General features: G+C 59.5%; 15 protein-coding genes. 10 read left to right on the top strand and 5 right to left on the bottom strand.

Annotated features, from left to right (window positions below; all coding sequences use genetic code 11):
* Positions 1–206 precede the first annotated feature (206 nt).
* Positions 207–806, top strand: a complete 600-nt coding sequence (locus tag AB4048_RS26020) for an NADPH-dependent FMN reductase (protein WP_442204881.1) — start codon at positions 207–209, stop codon at positions 804–806.
* A 132-nt stretch (positions 807–938) separates the two neighbouring features.
* Here the strand turns inward: AB4048_RS26020 and AB4048_RS26015 are convergent, their stop codons facing one another.
* From AB4048_RS26015 to AB4048_RS26000, 4 genes are all read right to left on the bottom strand, one after another.
* Positions 939–1,349: a lysozyme inhibitor LprI family protein gene (locus tag AB4048_RS26015; protein WP_442204880.1), complete on the bottom strand. Its 411-nt coding sequence runs from the start codon at positions 1,347–1,349 to the stop codon at positions 939–941.
* A gap of 392 nt (positions 1,350–1,741) precedes the next feature.
* The gene (locus AB4048_RS26010; RefSeq protein ID WP_442204879.1) at positions 1,742–2,134 is read right to left on the bottom strand and encodes a hypothetical protein; all 393 of its coding nucleotides are present in this window, start codon (positions 2,132–2,134) and stop codon (positions 1,742–1,744) included.
* Between the two features lie 70 nt (positions 2,135–2,204).
* Positions 2,205–3,839 carry a chaperonin GroEL gene (groL, locus tag AB4048_RS26005; RefSeq protein WP_442204878.1) on the bottom strand — a complete coding sequence of 545 codons (1,635 nt, stop codon included), beginning with the start codon at positions 3,837–3,839 and terminating at the stop codon, positions 2,205–2,207.
* A gap of 52 nt (positions 3,840–3,891) precedes the next feature.
* Entirely contained in the window at positions 3,892–4,209 is a 318-nt protein-coding gene (locus tag AB4048_RS26000) for a co-chaperone GroES (protein ID WP_442204877.1), read from the bottom strand.
* Between the two features lie 1,245 nt (positions 4,210–5,454).
* Between AB4048_RS26000 and AB4048_RS25995 the strand changes: the two genes are divergently transcribed.
* The 9 genes from AB4048_RS25995 to AB4048_RS25955 all read left to right on the top strand — a co-directional run bounded on the left by AB4048_RS25995 (position 5,455) and on the right by AB4048_RS25955 (position 14,544).
* Positions 5,455–5,688 carry a hypothetical protein gene (locus AB4048_RS25995; RefSeq protein WP_442204876.1) on the top strand — a complete coding sequence of 78 codons (234 nt, stop codon included), beginning with the start codon at positions 5,455–5,457 and terminating at the stop codon, positions 5,686–5,688.
* 838 nt (positions 5,689–6,526) lie between these two features.
* A complete protein-coding gene (locus AB4048_RS25990) occupies positions 6,527–7,972 on the top strand; it encodes a phospholipase D family protein (RefSeq protein ID WP_442204875.1) in 1,446 nt (481 codons plus the stop codon).
* A 108-nt stretch (positions 7,973–8,080) separates the two neighbouring features.
* A complete protein-coding gene (locus AB4048_RS25985) occupies positions 8,081–8,380 on the top strand; it encodes a DUF718 domain-containing protein (RefSeq protein ID WP_442204874.1) in 300 nt (99 codons plus the stop codon).
* A 402-nt stretch (positions 8,381–8,782) separates the two neighbouring features.
* Positions 8,783–9,829 (top strand): AraC family transcriptional regulator, encoded by a 1,047-nt coding sequence (locus AB4048_RS25980; RefSeq protein ID WP_442204873.1) that lies wholly within the window; start codon positions 8,783–8,785, stop codon positions 9,827–9,829.
* Positions 9,830–10,013: 184 nt separating this feature from the next.
* On the top strand, positions 10,014–10,238 hold the full coding sequence (locus tag AB4048_RS25975; RefSeq protein WP_442204872.1) for a hypothetical protein: 225 nt from the start codon (positions 10,014–10,016) through the stop codon (positions 10,236–10,238).
* A 182-nt stretch (positions 10,239–10,420) separates the two neighbouring features.
* Positions 10,421–10,624, top strand: a complete 204-nt coding sequence (locus AB4048_RS25970) for a hypothetical protein (RefSeq protein WP_442204871.1) — start codon at positions 10,421–10,423, stop codon at positions 10,622–10,624.
* Between the two features lie 259 nt (positions 10,625–10,883).
* Complete coding sequence (locus tag AB4048_RS25965) at positions 10,884–11,297, top strand: excalibur calcium-binding domain-containing protein (RefSeq protein WP_442204870.1); 414 nt, start codon at positions 10,884–10,886, stop codon at positions 11,295–11,297.
* A gap of 194 nt (positions 11,298–11,491) precedes the next feature.
* On the top strand, positions 11,492–13,240 hold the full coding sequence (locus AB4048_RS25960) for a type I secretion system permease/ATPase (protein ID WP_442204869.1): 1,749 nt from the start codon (positions 11,492–11,494) through the stop codon (positions 13,238–13,240).
* Positions 13,237–14,544, top strand: a complete 1,308-nt coding sequence (locus tag AB4048_RS25955; RefSeq protein WP_442204868.1) for an HlyD family type I secretion periplasmic adaptor subunit — start codon at positions 13,237–13,239, stop codon at positions 14,542–14,544. Before AB4048_RS25960 ends, AB4048_RS25955 begins: the two co-directional genes overlap by 4 nt.
* A 37-nt stretch (positions 14,545–14,581) precedes the next feature.
* On the opposite strand, the gene AB4048_RS25950 is transcribed toward AB4048_RS25955, so the two are convergent.
* Positions 14,582–16,048: a family 16 glycosylhydrolase gene (locus tag AB4048_RS25950; protein ID WP_442204867.1), complete on the bottom strand. Its 1,467-nt coding sequence runs from the start codon at positions 16,046–16,048 to the stop codon at positions 14,582–14,584.
* Positions 16,049–16,212: the final 164 nt, after the last annotated feature.

Here is a 16,212-nt window from a genome sequence, read left to right as displayed (position 1 = left end):
AGCGCGTTGAACCGAAGAGGGCCATCACCCAAAACCCGCACCACCAGAAGCGTCCACTTGTCGCTGATGCGAGCCAGCATGCGGCTGATAGGTTCGCATGCCTTAGTATCCTCGTGGTTACCTGGTTTCCTCAAAGTGCTTTCTTGATCAGACACCCGATCCTCATATGATGGTTTCGTCCTGAAACCAACATACATGAGGTTACCGTGACTTCGAAACCGAAAATTGCTTTGATTGTCGGCTCCACCCGCCCCACCCGCTTTGCCGACAAACCGGCACAATGGATGTTGAAGCAGGCGCAGGCGCGTGACGACATCGAGGTTGAGCTGATCGATCTGCGCGACCATCCGCTGCCGTTCTTCGACGAGATGGCGTCGAACCTGTGGATGCCAAGTCGAAATCCCGAGGCCATACGCTGGCAGGAGACCATCGGCCGCTTCGACGGCTACATTTTCGTGGTGGCGGAATACAACCGTTCGATCACCGGCGTTTTGAAGAATGCTCTCGATCAGGCGTACAAGGAGTGGAACCGGAAGCCCTTCACCGCGATCGGTTACGGCGGCACGGGGGCGTCGCGGGCTGTCGAACACCTGCGCGGGATAGCGGTCGAACTCCAGATGGTGTCTACGCGTACCGCCGTGCATATCGGCGGCGGAGATTTGATGGCGGTCCACCCCATGGGTGGCAACAAGCCTATCGAGGAGATCGAGGCAAATCTGCTGCCTTCCACCAAAAACGCGCTGGATGAACTCGTCTGGTGGGCGAAGGCAACAATGGCCGCCAAGCAGCCAAAATCTGATTCTTGATCGTCCAAATGGACGTGGAAGTACGTCAATAAAAGTTTCGCCAGGAGGGCGCGTGGGGACGGCGGAACGTAAGTGCCTTCTCGCCCTCAACGACCTCAAGGGCAACGTCAATCAGTCTGACTAGTCGAGGTTTCATTGGCCTGCCGCCGGAACCGGGCAGCTCATGTCGCCTTCCTCGCAGGACAAGTATCCCTTCAGGTCCTTGATACGATTTTGCGTGAGACCTTCGAGGCATGAACTGTGGATGAAAGGATAGACAGTTCCCTGCGCGACCATCGAACTGGAGAAGCCGCACTCCGCGTCCCGATATGCCACCCAGGCTCGTTGCGCCGTGACGAGAAGCTTTGTGGTGTCCGCGTCATCCTTCAGCCGGGCTTCGATCTGCTTATAGAGCTTGTTGAGTTCGCCATCGACTTTTTCGTAGGACTTCCCCGAGCAGACGTTCATCTCCGTCTGGTCAGTTAGATCGCCGCAGTTTTGCTCTGCAAGAGCAGACGTACTCGCTATCAAGACGATTGCGCCTGCCAACATATGACTCTTCATACGCCTCTCCCCAACTCCGCTGAGCGCGTATCCTGCAGCATATTGGATTATAAGCCTGCGGAATAGCCAGCCTGCCGACGTCATTCGGCATCTCAGGTTAATCCGCAGTTAGCCGCCTTCTTGCGGAGCAAAGAAGCGGTTAGATAACCGGACGCTGCCTCGTTGGGACATGACTAACAGTATCCGTCGCTGCTATTTTTTTGGCGCTGACGGCGATCCTTCTGTTCCGCGATTGTCCGTCGGATTTGCAGGAGGTGGGGCCGCCTCAGCTTCCTTCGGCGACGGCTGGGTCTTGGTCGTTTTTTCGAAACGGATCATTGGTCATCTTTCTCCTGTGCCTATCGAGGAGGCGCCCCACACGCAGAGGCGCATCCTTGAACGAGGGGTTGGTCTTACGTCGCGAGAGCTGCAGCGCAGTCCTCGGCGCCGCGGCTATCGGGCATGGTCTGCCCAGGCATGGTCGCCCAACCGCCCGCCTCGACAAATTGGCGCTTCTTGTAGCTGTCGGGCAGAGCCTTGAACGTGACAAGTTTCGCGGTCGCATCCGGCGCCGCCTTGAACCGTTCGACGCATATGGCGGATGCGAGCTCGCCGCGTGCGGTTTCGCCGGCCGCCGAAGCCGCCGTTTTCGACGTGCCGCCCGTCACCCAGCCGCCCCAGTTGAAGCCGACGAGCATCGTGGCGAACACGGTGATTACGCAGGCCCACGCGAGCGTGGTCTTGGAGGGCTGGTAACTGTCGAAACGCTGTGAGATCGATGTTTTACTGCTGCTTTGCGTAGACATTGGAATTCTTCCCATTGTTGTTTGGGTTGCCCCGCTCGGCCACAACGACCGAGCGGTTCAGTCATTCTTGTCAGTATCCCATACCGCCCATGCCACCGTTTCCGCCCGCCATGGCGGGCTCCCTTGCAGGAATATCGGCGATCATCGCTTCGGCGGTGATCAGGAGTGCGGCAATAGAGCCGGCATCCTGCAAAGCCGTCCGCACCACTTTGGCGGGATCGACGATGCCGGCTGTGATCATGTCGACATAGGTCTCCGTCTGCGCGTCGAAGCCTTGGTTGTATTCCTTGCTGTCAGCTAGCTTTCCGACGACGATCGAGCCTTCCACGCCGGCATTCTCGGCGATCTGCCGGATCGGGGCTTCGAGCGCCCTGGACACGATCGAGATACCTGCCGTTATGTCAGGGACTTCACCCGTGAGGCCGGCGAGCACTGATTTGGCGCGCAACAATGCGACGCCGCCGCCGGGTACGATGCCTTCCTCGACTGCCGCACGGGTGGCGTTGAGTGCATCGTCGATGCGGTCCTTCTTCTCCTTGACTTCAATCTCGGTCGCGCCGCCGACCCTGATAACCGCGACGCCGCCGGCAAGCTTGGCCAGGCGCTCCTGAAGCTTTTCCTTGTCGTAGTCCGACGTGCTCTCCTCGATCTGCGCTCTGATCTGCTGGACGCGTGCCTGGATCGCAGCTTTCTCGCCGGAGCCGTCGATAATCGTGGTGGTGTCCTTCTCGATCAGCACGCGCTTTGCACGTCCGAGCATGTCGATCGTGACGTTTTCGAGCTTGATGCCGAGATCCTCTGAGATCACCTGGCCCGCGGTGAGGACGGCGATGTCCTCCATCATGGCCTTGCGGCGATCACCGAAACCCGGAGCCTTGACGGCTGCGACCTTGAGGCCGCCGCGCAGTTTGTTGACGACGAGGGTAGCGAGAGCTTCGCCTTCGACGTCCTCGGAGATGATCAGCAGCGGCTTGCCGTTCTGCACCACGGCCTCGAGGATCGGCAGCATCGCCTGCAGATTTCCGAGCCTCTTCTCGTGGATAAGAATAAAGGGATCTTCCAGTTCAACGCGCATCTTCTCGGGATTGGTGACGAAATAGGGCGAGAGATAGCCGCGATCGAACTGCATTCCCTCGACCACATCAAGTTCGGTGTCGGCAGTCTTCGCCTCTTCGATCGTGATGACGCCGTCGTTGCCAACCTTGTCCATCGCCTTGGCGATCATCTCGCCGACGCTGGTGTCTCCGTTGGCCGCAATCGTGCCGACCTGCGCGATCTCTTCGGACGATTTCACCTTCTCGGCGCGCGCCTGGATTTCCTTGACGACGGCGGCAACACCGAGATCGATGCCGCGCTTGAGATCCATCGGGTTCATACCGGCCGCCACGAGCTTCACACCTTCGCGAAGAATGGAGGCGGCAAGAACGGTTGCGGTGGTGGTGCCGTCACCGGCAAGATCGTTGGTCTTGGAAGCCACCTCGCGCACCATCTGCGCGCCCATGTTTTCAAACTTGTCTTCCAGTTCGATTTCCTTGGCGACCGATACGCCGTCCTTGGTGATGCGCGGCGCACCGTAGGCCTTGTCGATGACGACGTTTCGGCCCTTCGGCCCGAGCGTCACCTTGACGGCATTGTTGAGCAGCTCAACGCCACGAAGCAGGCGGTCGCGCGCGTCGGTGGAAAATCTGATTTCTTTGGCAGCCATGATATTTCGTCCAGTTCGGGCTTGGGGAATTGAGTGTTCGGGGCTCGCTCGGTCAGGCGACCTTCTTGGCCGACACGTCGATCTTTTCGACGATGCCCATGATGTCGGCCTCCTTCATGATCAGAAGGTCCTCGCCGTCGATCTTGACCTCGTTTCCGGACCATTTGCCGAAGAGGATCGTATCGCCAGCCTTGACGTCGAGCGGGACGAGCGTACCGCTCTCGTCGCGGGCGCCGGGACCGACGGCAACCACCTGGCCCTCCTGAGGCTTTTCCTTGGCTGTATCGGGAATGATGATCCCACCTTTGGATTTGGTGTCACTTTCCGCGCGCCGGATGACGACGCGGTCGTGGAGTGGACGGAATTTCATTGATGTCTTTCTGCGGCCCGCGCATAGGGCGGCTGCTACTCTGAAATAACACTTCTGGCACTCGATTGATAGGAGTGCTAAAAATATAATTCACGTTATCGAGTGCTTAATTAAATAAAAATGAAACGGCCACTAGAAAATGACCGGAAAGCACRATGAATTTCCTAGCCCATTTACAAAATTGCGAACACTTTTTATTTGAATATTCCGCGATAAATCAGTTTCTGCTAAAGTAAAAATCAAAAATATCCTGCCCCTGAGCGCTATCGAAGAGCAACCCGGCAGGCATCTTTTCTTGTATCGTTTTCGCAGATGCCGTGCCGGTCCGGGCGTTCGCCGTATGGCGGATTGGCCAAGGCCATTTCGCTTCGAAAGCAAGAACCGGGTCGTTTGCACTCCGAACCTGTCGTACATTTACAATCGAATTTGTTCAGACGAGCAAGGCAGGAGGCTTCGGTATGAAAACCACGATCGCGACACTGGTATTGCTGGCACTGGCATCCCCGTCCTTTGCCATTGAAAGCATAACGTCGACTGGACTTTCATGCCAATCCATCCACTCGGTGGTCAATCAAAAGCGATCGGTCTTGCTGCGGTATTCGGGAAGGTCAGGGATGCCTATCTACAACAGGGTCGTTGCCAATTCCGTCCAATGCAATGGAGCCGGCACGTCGCAGAGAGCATATTTCCCCGCAGCCGACACCAAGTCCTGTCCTGTCTTGGTCTGCGTCTCGGTGAGCGATCTCAGGCCATAACTTCAAGCCGAAAATTGCAGTGAAACACTCGAGCCGAACGGTGCTGAGTAAACGCCGATCGCGAATGATCATGACCGCAAATTCAACGAACGCGCCGTCCCGCGGCTCGGACGCAGTGGCCGGGTAATCCGTCAGGGTAAGGCAATCGGCGATTCCAGTGAATGGATCACCAGGAAGCGTTATTGACTCCCGGCCTTACAGCGCACGTAATGCACCTTTCCTAAGGAGAGACGCAATATGCTCAAGCCGATGCTCAGTGCGTCCTATCCTAACCGTCACCTCGACTGCGAGTTGGCTCTCGAAACCACTATCCAGCAAGCGATCAAGCAAGCCGTCGCCGCAGGCTGGGATAGGCAGGAGGCGCTGTTGGCAATCGGACACCTGGCCGTCAACATGTTTATGGCTGATTGGTTGGGGCGCCACCCAGACACGGCATTGACTCTGGAGGTTCCCGCTCCAGTTTTTACGTCTTCACCCAGGGGAGACCGCAATGATCCTGTCGCCGATGTTGGACCAGCCTTATGACGACCGTGAAAGCGATTGCCAGCTGGCAATCGAGCTTCAGGTGCATCAGTTAGTCGATCTCGCCGTGGCAGCGGGCTGGAAGCGCACGGAGGCCATGGCGGCGATTGCCAACGTCGCCCTCGACCAGATGTTCGCCGAGCAGGAGAACCAGCAGACCAACTTCCGGGTGGCACAGGCGCTAGGCAAGGTCGAGCATTAATCGGCTATACAGGGCACGACAGCAGCCAGCGTCAGAACCTCACAACGCGATTTCTTGCCCAAAATCTTTACATACGACGGTATGCGCGCGGCTGAACTTTTCATAAACGGAAAGAGCCGCGATCTTGCCGACGCGCAACGGCACGCTCGGACAGAGACCCTCAGCAAGACCCCTCAAGCTCACTGCCGCTGGCTGACGTCTAACCCCCATGGGCCAACGACATGACCGGAATGAGTATAGACACGAGACCCAACTCATGACCTCAGACAGAGAGGGAACGAACCCAACACGAAACAGGGACGACGTACGCCCATAGAGGTAGGCGTCAGCGCTAAGGGTAGAGGAAAGCGCGCGTAGGTAAGAGTGAAGCGGTAGAGCGAGAAAAGAGATGGCTTGGCAGTAGGAATGCGGCCGCGCGACGCTCTCTCCGCCAGCGCCATTGATTTCGCCATATGATCCCTCGCCTTCGCCGCACCGGAGACCGCCAGCCCCGTGTCTCCACCATCCGCTAGACAGCACCCTCCCCTCGCACCGCCCGCATTGAACTGTAACGACATTGCATTTGAGCCGTGTTATCCTGACAAACTAGTCTAGACGGGGCAAATCAGGTGACGCTCGCTGTCTATTGGCGCATTTTCCCTGCGCGCCCCTTGGGCGTGCCGGTTTTCGCAGAGGTCCAATGACCACTCGATCTCGGGGTCGAGAAGTCCACGGTCGTCCAAGAGGACGACGTGAGTTACATCAGACGGACTGTTCCCTCCTAGGCCGACGACGCGACGATGAAGGCGAGGATCTCTCAAAGAGAACTAGGCGCCGCCGCTAACCAGAGATGAAGCTCATGACGGGGGTCGAGCATACCGCATTGACGCGGTTGGGCCAGTTCTTCGGGCCTGCGGCCGCCGCGCATCCTGGTCTCTCGGGCTTCAGCCTCCTGAGCCAGGCGCGCGAGGCATTCATCACTCGTTTGGCGCTGGCCGACATGGCCGAGCGCTCTCTCGATATGCAGTACTATGTCTGGGATGGCGATACGACCGGCCGGATCATCGTCGACCGGGTGATGAGGGCGGCCGATCGCGGGGTCAAGGTGCGGCTCCTCGTCGACGATCCCTACTACAAGGCCAGCGATCAGATCAAAGCTTCCCTCGACGCCCACCCCAATGTCGAGATCCGTCTGTTCAATCCGACCAGGAACCGGAGGTGGTCCAGGCTGGACTTCGTTGTCGACTTCCGCCGTGTCAACCGCCGCATGCACAACAAGCTTATGGTGGCCGACAACTCGGCGGCGATCGTTGGCGGCCGCAATATCGGCGACGACTACTATGGCGTGAACACCATCGCCAATTTTCGCGATCTGGATGTGCTGGCAGTCGGGCCTGTTGTGGACGCTCTCTCGGCAGTGTTCGACCGATACTGGAATAGCGCCTCGACCGTGCCGATCGCAACCATCGCCGCGCGCGTCTATGGCGCCGCCGATCTCGATTCCATCCTGACGCAATTACGCAAGGAGATCGCGGCCGCCGACTACCCCTACCCGATCGACCAGGATCTCGGCGAGCTGGCGATCCAGGGCGCCGAACTGCGCGACGGTCTCGTGTGGGCGCCAGGCCGGATCATCGCCGACGACCCGGAAGCTGTTGCCCGTGGCGATGCGGCCGACGACGTTGTCACATTCATTCGCGAGCGGGTCGCCGAACTGAAGGAGGAGCTGCTCGCCGAAGCGCCCTATTTCGTCCTGCCCGCCGGTGCCCAGGCGACCGTGAAGGCGCTGCACGAGCGCAGTGTCCGGGTGCGTGTGCTGACGAACTCGCTCGCCTCGAACAACCAGCTCGCCGCGCATTCGTGCTATGCCAAGACCCGCAGGCGCCTGCTCGAGAACGGCCTGGAGCTCTACGAGTTGCGCCCGGATACCGACGCCTTCCGGCCAGGCTGGTCGATCCGTTCCGGGCGGGCGCGAGCGGCCTTGCACACCAAGGCCATGGTATTCGACGGCAGGGCCGTGTTCATCGGCAGCTTCAATCTTGATCCCCGATCTGCCGTGATCAACACGGAAGCCGGCCTTTATATCGAGAGCCCCGAGCTTGCCGAAAGGTTGACGGCCTACATGGCGACGGGTGTCGCGCCTGCCAACAGTTACCGCGTCATCCTTGGTCCGAATGGCAGGATCGTCTGGGAGACGGTACGGAACGGCGAAACGGTCAGCTACCGGGACGAGCCCGAAACGGGCTTCCGCCGGCGGTTCGTCGCCGACCTCGTGAAACTCCTGCCGATCGACTCGCAAGTCTGACGTCGATCGCCCAAATAGATGACGTGTGTCCGACAACGTCCGGTGCTACCTTTTCGGCGCAGGGTTGTGGCCGCTGCTGAATTAGCGGCGCTCAAAAGGAGGCGCGCGATGACTGCATTTAACGTCGTCAGATTCCAAGCCAAAGCCGGGTTTGAAGAAGAGTTCGAGGAGCAGTATCGAAAACAGCCCCGGGAGTTTGATGGACTTAGAAAAATGGCGCTGATCAAGACGGGACCGCAGGCATATTGCGCCATCGGCGAGTGGGAAAGTTTTGAACACATCGCGGCCGCGCGGCCATTGATGGCCGGCAACCTGGATAGCTTTCGCCATGCGCTGCAAGAACTTGGAGGCGATATCGGCGTTACCGACGCGATCTCAGGTGAAGCGATTTACGAAAGGCTCCGTTAGACGACAGGGCCAAGCGCGTTGGGGCGGGTGCTTCTCCACCAATACACACATCATCGGCGGAAGGAGCACGCAGGCAGAGGCAGGACCGCTCGCGAAAAAAAGGCCAGCGACGAACCGCTGGACCTTTGCCCGTAACGACAGATCATGTAGACGCTTCGACTGGGCGCGACTGCCATTAACTTAAGAATGGGGTCGGGCGGCAGATTGACGTCACGCCGCTGTCACGAGATCACGTGACCGCCCCTAGTGCAACTCCAGGAAAAGTGTGACGCGGTTTTCCGTCCGGAATTGCGTAAAAACAGACCGACAGAACGTTTACGTGTTTCGAAGAGAAACGGAAACGTGTCCGCGCCGCCGCTGAATTCGTTTCGGAAGATCAACAAGTCACGTAGAGCGGAGAGGATGCCCCAAGCACTCCGAACCACCTTTCAAAGGCTCACTGCCGCCCCGACGGCCATGGGGCTGGCGTCTCGGATGGCGTTATCCCGGATCAAACAGGAAAACATCGATCCGCTGCCGCTCCTCAAACGAACCAATTTGACCCAGGCTGCGCTCCACGAGCGAAAGCACATCAGTATCGCATCACAGATAAACTTCCTTAGCGAAGCGTCACGCGCGCTAAACGACGAGTGGCTCGGCCTTACTTTGGCGAAGCAGCTGGATCTGCGCGAGATCGGCATGATCTACTACGTGGCGGCGTCGTCGCATCTGTTCGGCGACGCTCTTCGCCGGATCGTGCGATACGGTCGGGTGGTCAGCGATGCATTGGAGCTTCGGGTCGACCAACAAGGCGCGACACTGCACCTTGGAATATCCTATTCAGGGTTTTCCCGACATACGGACCGGCATCAAGCTGAGTTCGTCGCCTTGGTGCTTTTGCGAATATGCCGCAAACTGATTGGACATCGGATTGTCCCGGTTGCCGTGAGCTTCGTTCATCATCGCTCGGGAAATGCCGCACAAATCCGATCGCTGTTCGACTGCGACGTACAGTTCGATTCCCAGGCGGACGCACTCAGTTTCGACATGACGTGGCTTGATCGGCCGGTTGTCGATGGCGATCCCTACCTCAACGAGTTGATGGTCAAGCTTTGTGAAGAGGCTATTGCCAGCCGGGCGTCGAATGTCAGTCCCTTCCGCACGCTCGTCGAAAATAACATTGCGCAGCTTTTGCCACATGGCGAAGCCAGTGCCAGCAACGTTGCCCGCCATATCGGTGTCAGTGAGCGGACATTTGCCCGTCGCCTGGCTTCCGAGGGGATCAGTTTCGGTGGGCTACTGGATGATCTAAGGCGCGAACTCGCCATCAACTACCTTCGGCAGGACCTGCAAGCGTCGCAGATAGCGTGGCTGCTTGGTTTCCGCCAAAACAGCTCGTTCACCCACGCTTGCCGTCGGTGGACAGGCAAAACGCCTTCCGAACTTCGTCACGCCCAAGAGTTTCGCTGACGCCAGACCGGTCAGGCAATCGGCTTCCGAAAATCCCGCGATATAGCACTCGTCCCGACACGATCAGGGCTGAGACCCCTCCGATTGTTGCTCTCCGCTGCCAAAGATTTGCCGTTGGCTGCCAGCCGTCTTGCTGATCCCCGGGCATGGCGGGTCTGATGAGACTGCCTGACGGAGAACCTGAATGAGCCTTGACATCCCCTTCCACGACCTTCAACCCGGCCACGGCCTGATCGTCAAGCTCGGCAACCACGAGACGCAGTACGTCATGGTGATGCACTGGACCCAGCTTGGCACTCTGATTGTGCGCAGATGGCTGAAAGCCTCACAGCGCTGGAGCGGTCCCGTCGGCATTGGTGAAACCCAGATCATTCGCCGCGCCTGGGCCGCCGAACACCCGAAGATCTGATTCCGCACCGCCGACAGACGGTTGTCGCCAAATGTGACCGATCGTTGCTTTTCGCTGCCAAAGATTTGCGGCTGGCTGTCAGCCCGCTTGATATCCATGCGCGGATATGGCCATGGCGCTTGGAAAAATGGCAACCGCGCCAAGCGGCATCCAGCTGCAACCAAGGAAGAAAGATCGGCGAAATGACCGAAGAATTCATGGCGATGAAACGCCGCCGCATGCACCGCTTTGCGATGAGCATCCTCCTGCTCGCCGAGGCCATCCGTTCCGACGAAACAATGTCCGAAAACGAAAAGCCGGCACGCCTTGACGAACTGACGCGGCAGGGCTCGGCGCTGGCCTCTGCCTACGTGAGCAAGTACCCGAGCCCCGAGGACGACGTTTAGGATCAACCATCGCCGAGTGGTTTTCATTGGGACCGTAGTTCCCCAACTTATTGCTCTTGGATGCCAAGGTTTTGCGTTTGGCAGCCAGGCGTCTTGCGTGACCGCTGCGGAGCAACGATGTGGTCGCGAGAGTGAGGCGGTCAAGGCAAGTGCTCCTCAATCCCTCATTAGCTGTGCGTTCTCGCGCGTCGTTGCGTCATGAGGAGCCGCTCTGTGTAGACGCGCCAGCGAAAAAAACCAATCGAGGATTTGAATGGAAATGAAGGTCATTGGGACGCTAATCATCGCCGCCGCCATCGGCGGCCTCGCCGTTGCCACACCGGCCATCGCGGAGGATTACAGCAATATCCCGGCGGGCGTGAAGGGCCAGATCAAGGCGAAATGCATCGGAAGGTATCCAGACGACTATTTGCTGCAAAGCAACTGTGTCCGTGGCGAACTAAGCGGCTACCTCGACATGCAAGCAATGCTTGGCGCCGCCTCGACGACGCAGGCACCGGCGCGGGTCTATACCGCGCCAACACGGGCCGGTAACGGATCGACAGCGACAGGAAGCGTCTACTACCGCAATTGCAGCGCCGCCCGTGCGGCCGGTGCCGCGCCGATACGGAAGGGCGAGCCTGGTTATGCACCAAAGCTGGACCGCGATGGCGACGGCATAGCCTGCGAGTAGAGGTTACGGGCCGTCACCCAACGGCGGCCTATACAACGCATCCGGCTTGAAGGTCGCTCGAGCCGGCCCATCTGCCTGCAGAGACGATCGATTGTTTGACTCGGCGGCGAGCCTGCATAGGATGACGAAGAGCCGCTTCGATCGCGACAACCCCTGACGCATAGAGAGATCTTCACCATGTAAGGACGCTGTTCTTGCTGCTTGAACCCGATCATCATCCGCAGGTATTCTTTGCAGCGGTTCTCTCCTCCATGAGAAGGGCGTTCCTTGCGATCGGGCTGACGAGCGGCTTCATCAATATTCTTGCGTTGACCGGTTCGTTCTTCATGCTGCAGGTCTACGACAGGGTGGTGCCGGGCCGCAGCTTGCCGACGCTTACCGGTCTGGCCCTCATTGCGGCCAGCCTCTATGTCTTCCAGGGTGTTCTGGAGCTTCTGCGCTCCATGCTGCTGGTGCGCGTCGGGATATCCGTTGATGAAAGGCTGAGCCGGAATGTCATCGGCTCGCTGATGTATCTGCCGGCACGGACGCAAATACCCGGCGACGGGCTGCAATCAGTTCGCGACATGGATCAGGTCCGGTCTTTTCTAAGCGGCGTCGGTCCGACAGCGCTTTTCGACCTTCCGTGGATGCCGTTTTACCTCGCCCTCTGCTTTCTTTTTCATTTCTGGATCGGCGTCACGGCCCTTTGCGGTTCCCTGGTCCTGATCTCATTGGCGATCCTGGCGGAATTCCTGACCCGCCGGCCGGCCCAGCAGACCACCCGTTTTGCATCCTCGCGCACGGCTTTCGCGGAGGCGACGAGACGCAATTGGGAAGTCGTGCTCGCCATGGGTTTCGTCAACCGCGTCGCCGACCGTTGGGCCGATGTCAACAGAAGCTTTCTTCGCAGCCAAATGCGAACGAGCGACATCGTCGGTGGCTTATCCACGGCCTCGAGAATTCTGCGCATGATGCTGCAATCGACGATGATCGGTGTGGGCGCGATCCTTGTCATCAAGGAAGAGGCAAGCGGCGGCATTATGATCGCAAGCTCCATCCTGGTCAGCCGGGCGCTTGCGCCGGTGGAGCTTGCCATCGGTCAATGGAAGGGTTTCGTGGCCGCCAGGCAAAGCTGGGCGCGCCTGAAGCATCTCATGGACATGCTTCCCGCCGAGGGCTGGAGCGTCCGGCTGCCGGCCCCACGTTCCTCCTTGAGCGTGGAGAACGTGTCGATCGTGGCGCCTGGGACGCGCGAGATCGTCGTTCGCAATGCGGCATTGCATATGTCGGCGGGAACGGTGCTCGGCATCATCGGACCGAGCGCGTCGGGAAAATCGTCGCTCGTTCGGGCCATTGCCGGCGTCTGGCCGACCATGGCCGGGTGCATCCGCTTCGATCACGCGACGCTCGCCCAATGGCAACCCGAGGAACTTGGAAAGCATATCGGCTATCTGCCGCAGGACATCGCCCTGTTCGACGGCACGATCGCCGAGAACATCGCGCGCTTCGACAAGGCCGCTCCGTCGGAGGCGGTCATCGCCGCGGCAAAAGCTGCCGGGGTCTTCAATATGATCGTGGAACTGCAGGACGGGTTCGACGCGCAAATCGGCGAAGGGGGCTCGCGCCTTTCGGCCGGGCAGCGGCAACGCGTGGCGCTTGCCCGGGCGCTTTACGGCGAGCCTTTCCTTGTCATTCTTGACGAGCCGAATTCCAACCTGGACGCCGAGGGCGATGCGGCCTTGACGCAGGCCCTGCTCGGCATTCGCGCCCGCGGCGGCATCGCCGTCGTCGTCGCGCATCGCCCGAGTGCCCTGGCGGCGGTCGACAAGGTCTTGCTGATGCGCAATGGCCTCGTCCAGGCCTTCGGACCGAAGGACGACGTGCTGCGCCAAGTATTGCGCATGGACGCAGCGGAGACGCCGTCGGTGCGTCTCGTCACGGATGGGGAGACGGGGAAGTGAGCCGGCCCGATTTCTCGCCGGCCGAGGCGGCGGTAAGGCGGCTTTCCAGGATTGCCCTCGCCATCGTCTTGGTCGTTGGCGGCGGCATCGTCGTTCTCGCCACGACGACCCGGATCAGCGGCGCCGTCATTGCCGGCGGCACGCTCGTGGTCGACAGCTACGTTAAGCCGGTCCAGCACCTGAAGGGCGGCATCGTCGACGTGATCGCCGTGCGCAACGGGGACTCCGTCAAGGCCGGCGATCTACTGATCCGCCTCGACGATATGCAGATCAAGGCAAATCTCGGCATCGTCGCCAAACGCCTGCACGAGCTTGCAGCGCAAATGGCTCGTCTGCGGGCAGAACAGGATGACAAAAGCATGATTGATTTCCCCCCGGATCTGCTGGCGGAGACAGGGGATCTCGAAGTCGCAGCCATGGTGGCCGGCGAGCAGCGGCTTTTCGAGGAACGAAATGCGTCGCGCACCGGAAGAAAGCTGCAGTTGCGTCAGCAGATCGAGCAGCTCAATCAGCAGAGCGAAGGATTGGCCGCGCAGGTCGCCAGCAGGCGCCGCGAGATCGAGTTCATCGACAAGGAAGTGGCAGGCCAATACAAGCTGCTTGACCAAGGCATCGTGTCGGTGAGCCGGGTCTATGCGCTGGAGCGCGAGGGTGCCAGTCTCTCGGGCGAACTGGGTGCCTTGCTCGCGAGCATCGCGGAAACGAAAGGCAAGATCAGCGAAATCGAGTTGCAGATCATCCAGGTCGACGACGAGAGGCGAAGCGAGGTCTCCGATCAGCTGCGGCAGGCGCAGAGCGAAGCGCGCGAATTTGCCGAAAGGCTGATCGCAGCGCAGGACGAACTCAGGCGCATCGACATTCGCGCGCCGCAGGCCGGCATCGTTCACCAGCTGACGGTTCACGCGGCCGGCGCCGTCGTTGCGCCCGGTGAAACAGTGATGCAAATCGTGCCCGTCGCCGACACGCTGACGGCCGAGATGAAGCTTTACCCGCGCGATATCGACCAGGTTGTCGTCGGCCAAAAGGTCGTCTTGCGCTTTTCGGCCTTTGCCCAGCCGGGAACGCCTGATGTCAACGGCGAAATCGAGCAGATCGCTGCGGATCTGACCGTCGATCAGCACACCGGCAACGGCTACTATCTGGTTCGCGCCAAAGTCGCTGCCGGCGAGTGGCAGCGCCTCGGCCGGCACGCGGTGCCGGGCATGCCAGTCGAATCCTTTATCCAGACTGGGTCGCAACCAGCGATCGCCTACTTCGCGAAACCGCTGCTGGACCAGATCCACCGCGCTTTCAAGGAGGAGTAGGCTTCCCTCGGCACAACGCGCCTTTCCAGGCGGTTGCCTATAGGATGAAATAGCCGCTATCCAGATGCGCGGTCCCGACGACCACGCCGAAGTCGGGCACATGATCGCCATTGACGTCGGCCGACAGAATTCCGTTGCTCACTCGAACCTGGCCCGCCGCGGTAAAGGAATCCGACCCAATGAAGGTGAAGGCTTGATTGCCGCTGACAAGCGTGTTGGCATCGATAGCGCTGATATCCACGCGGTCGCCTGCCGTACCTGAAAACGAGATGATGGTGTCGCGCGCCGAATAGGGGCTGTCCGCGACGCTTTCGAACCGGAACGTATCCGCTCCTGCTTCGCCGTCCAGCCGATCGATACCGAGGCCGCCGACCAGCAGATCGTTCCCGTTTCCGCCATAGAGCTTGTCGTTGCCGTCACCTCCGACAAGCTTGTCGTTGCCGGCATCCCCATACAGATAGTCATCGCCACCCAGACCCGACAGGGTATTGGCGTTTGTATTGCCGTAGAGCTGGTTGCCCGCAGCGTTGCCGGTCCCGTCGAGTGCGGCAGAGCCGGAAAGGCGCAGCTTTTCGACGTTGTCCGGCAAGGTATAGGATACCGACGCATTGACGGTATCGAAACCGCCCCCCGGCTGCTCCTTTATTCCGGTCGAAGCGTTATTGATGGTGAAGGTGTCGTCGCCGCTCGTTCCCACGAGCACATTGCCGGTCGGAGGGGACGTGGGTGGGGTCGAGCCGTTCAACTCATAGGCACGAAAATAATCGACATAAAGCTTTGCATCGTCGAGAGCCGGATCGACCGGCCAACCGCCGCCGGCAGCCAGATCGATCATGAACATCGGATCCGTGTTGAGCGTTGCTGGCGTGGGCAGCGAAAAATGAGCATGGCCGTCAAAGAAAAACGTCATGGTATCCGATTTGATCTCGACGCCATAAGTATGCCATCCCGTCGTCAACACGCCCTGCCCGACGATATTTTGATGCGCCTGGCTCGTGTGGCCTTCCAGCGTAGTCCCTTTCCAATTCCAGTCGTGCAGAGTGCTCGCATATCGATCAGCGAGCGCACTGCCGTGCTGCTCCATCACGTCGACTTCAAAGACATGGTCGCGCGTCGTGGACAGACGTTCCTGCTCAATGGACCAGAAGGCCGGCCACACGCCCTTGCCCGCTGGCAACCACATCCTGGCCTCATAGTAGCCATAGGGGTCGCCATCGTGAGGGGTGGTGCTCGTGCCATTCGGGAAGGTATTCGAAATCAACCCGCTCTGAAGCTGGCCCGCCGCATTCCGCGTCATCTCGATCTGCAGCGCGCTCGCGCCCGCCTGTTGCACGATCGAGAACGGAGACGCGGCGCCGCCGACCGGCATGAACTGAGCGTCGCCGAAGCCGCCGCCCCACGGTTGCGCGGTGTACCAGTTGGCCGTCGCAGTCGTGGTGTTGGCGATGCTGAGGCGATCGAATTCATCTGAGAAGACGAGTGAATAGTTGGCTGGTGCGGGCATGATTCCCTCACAACTATAAGGATCGGACCAGAAACTATAAGGATCGAACGCGCTTGCGGTAATGCCGTTTCGAAAACAGATCACGGCGTGCACGTTTAAATTTCTTTACCAGATTGTGACGTGCCTTGCGACCGAAATGAACTTTCGAACGGCATTTTACCGGT

The sequence above is a fragment of the Rhizobium sp. RAF56 genome (genome assembly GCF_052113965.1).
In the GTDB taxonomy this organism is placed as follows: Bacteria; Pseudomonadota; Alphaproteobacteria; order Rhizobiales; family Rhizobiaceae; genus Rhizobium.
The sequence above is the reverse complement of the archived record's forward strand: the minus strand, read 5'-3'. Positions and strand labels throughout refer to the sequence as shown.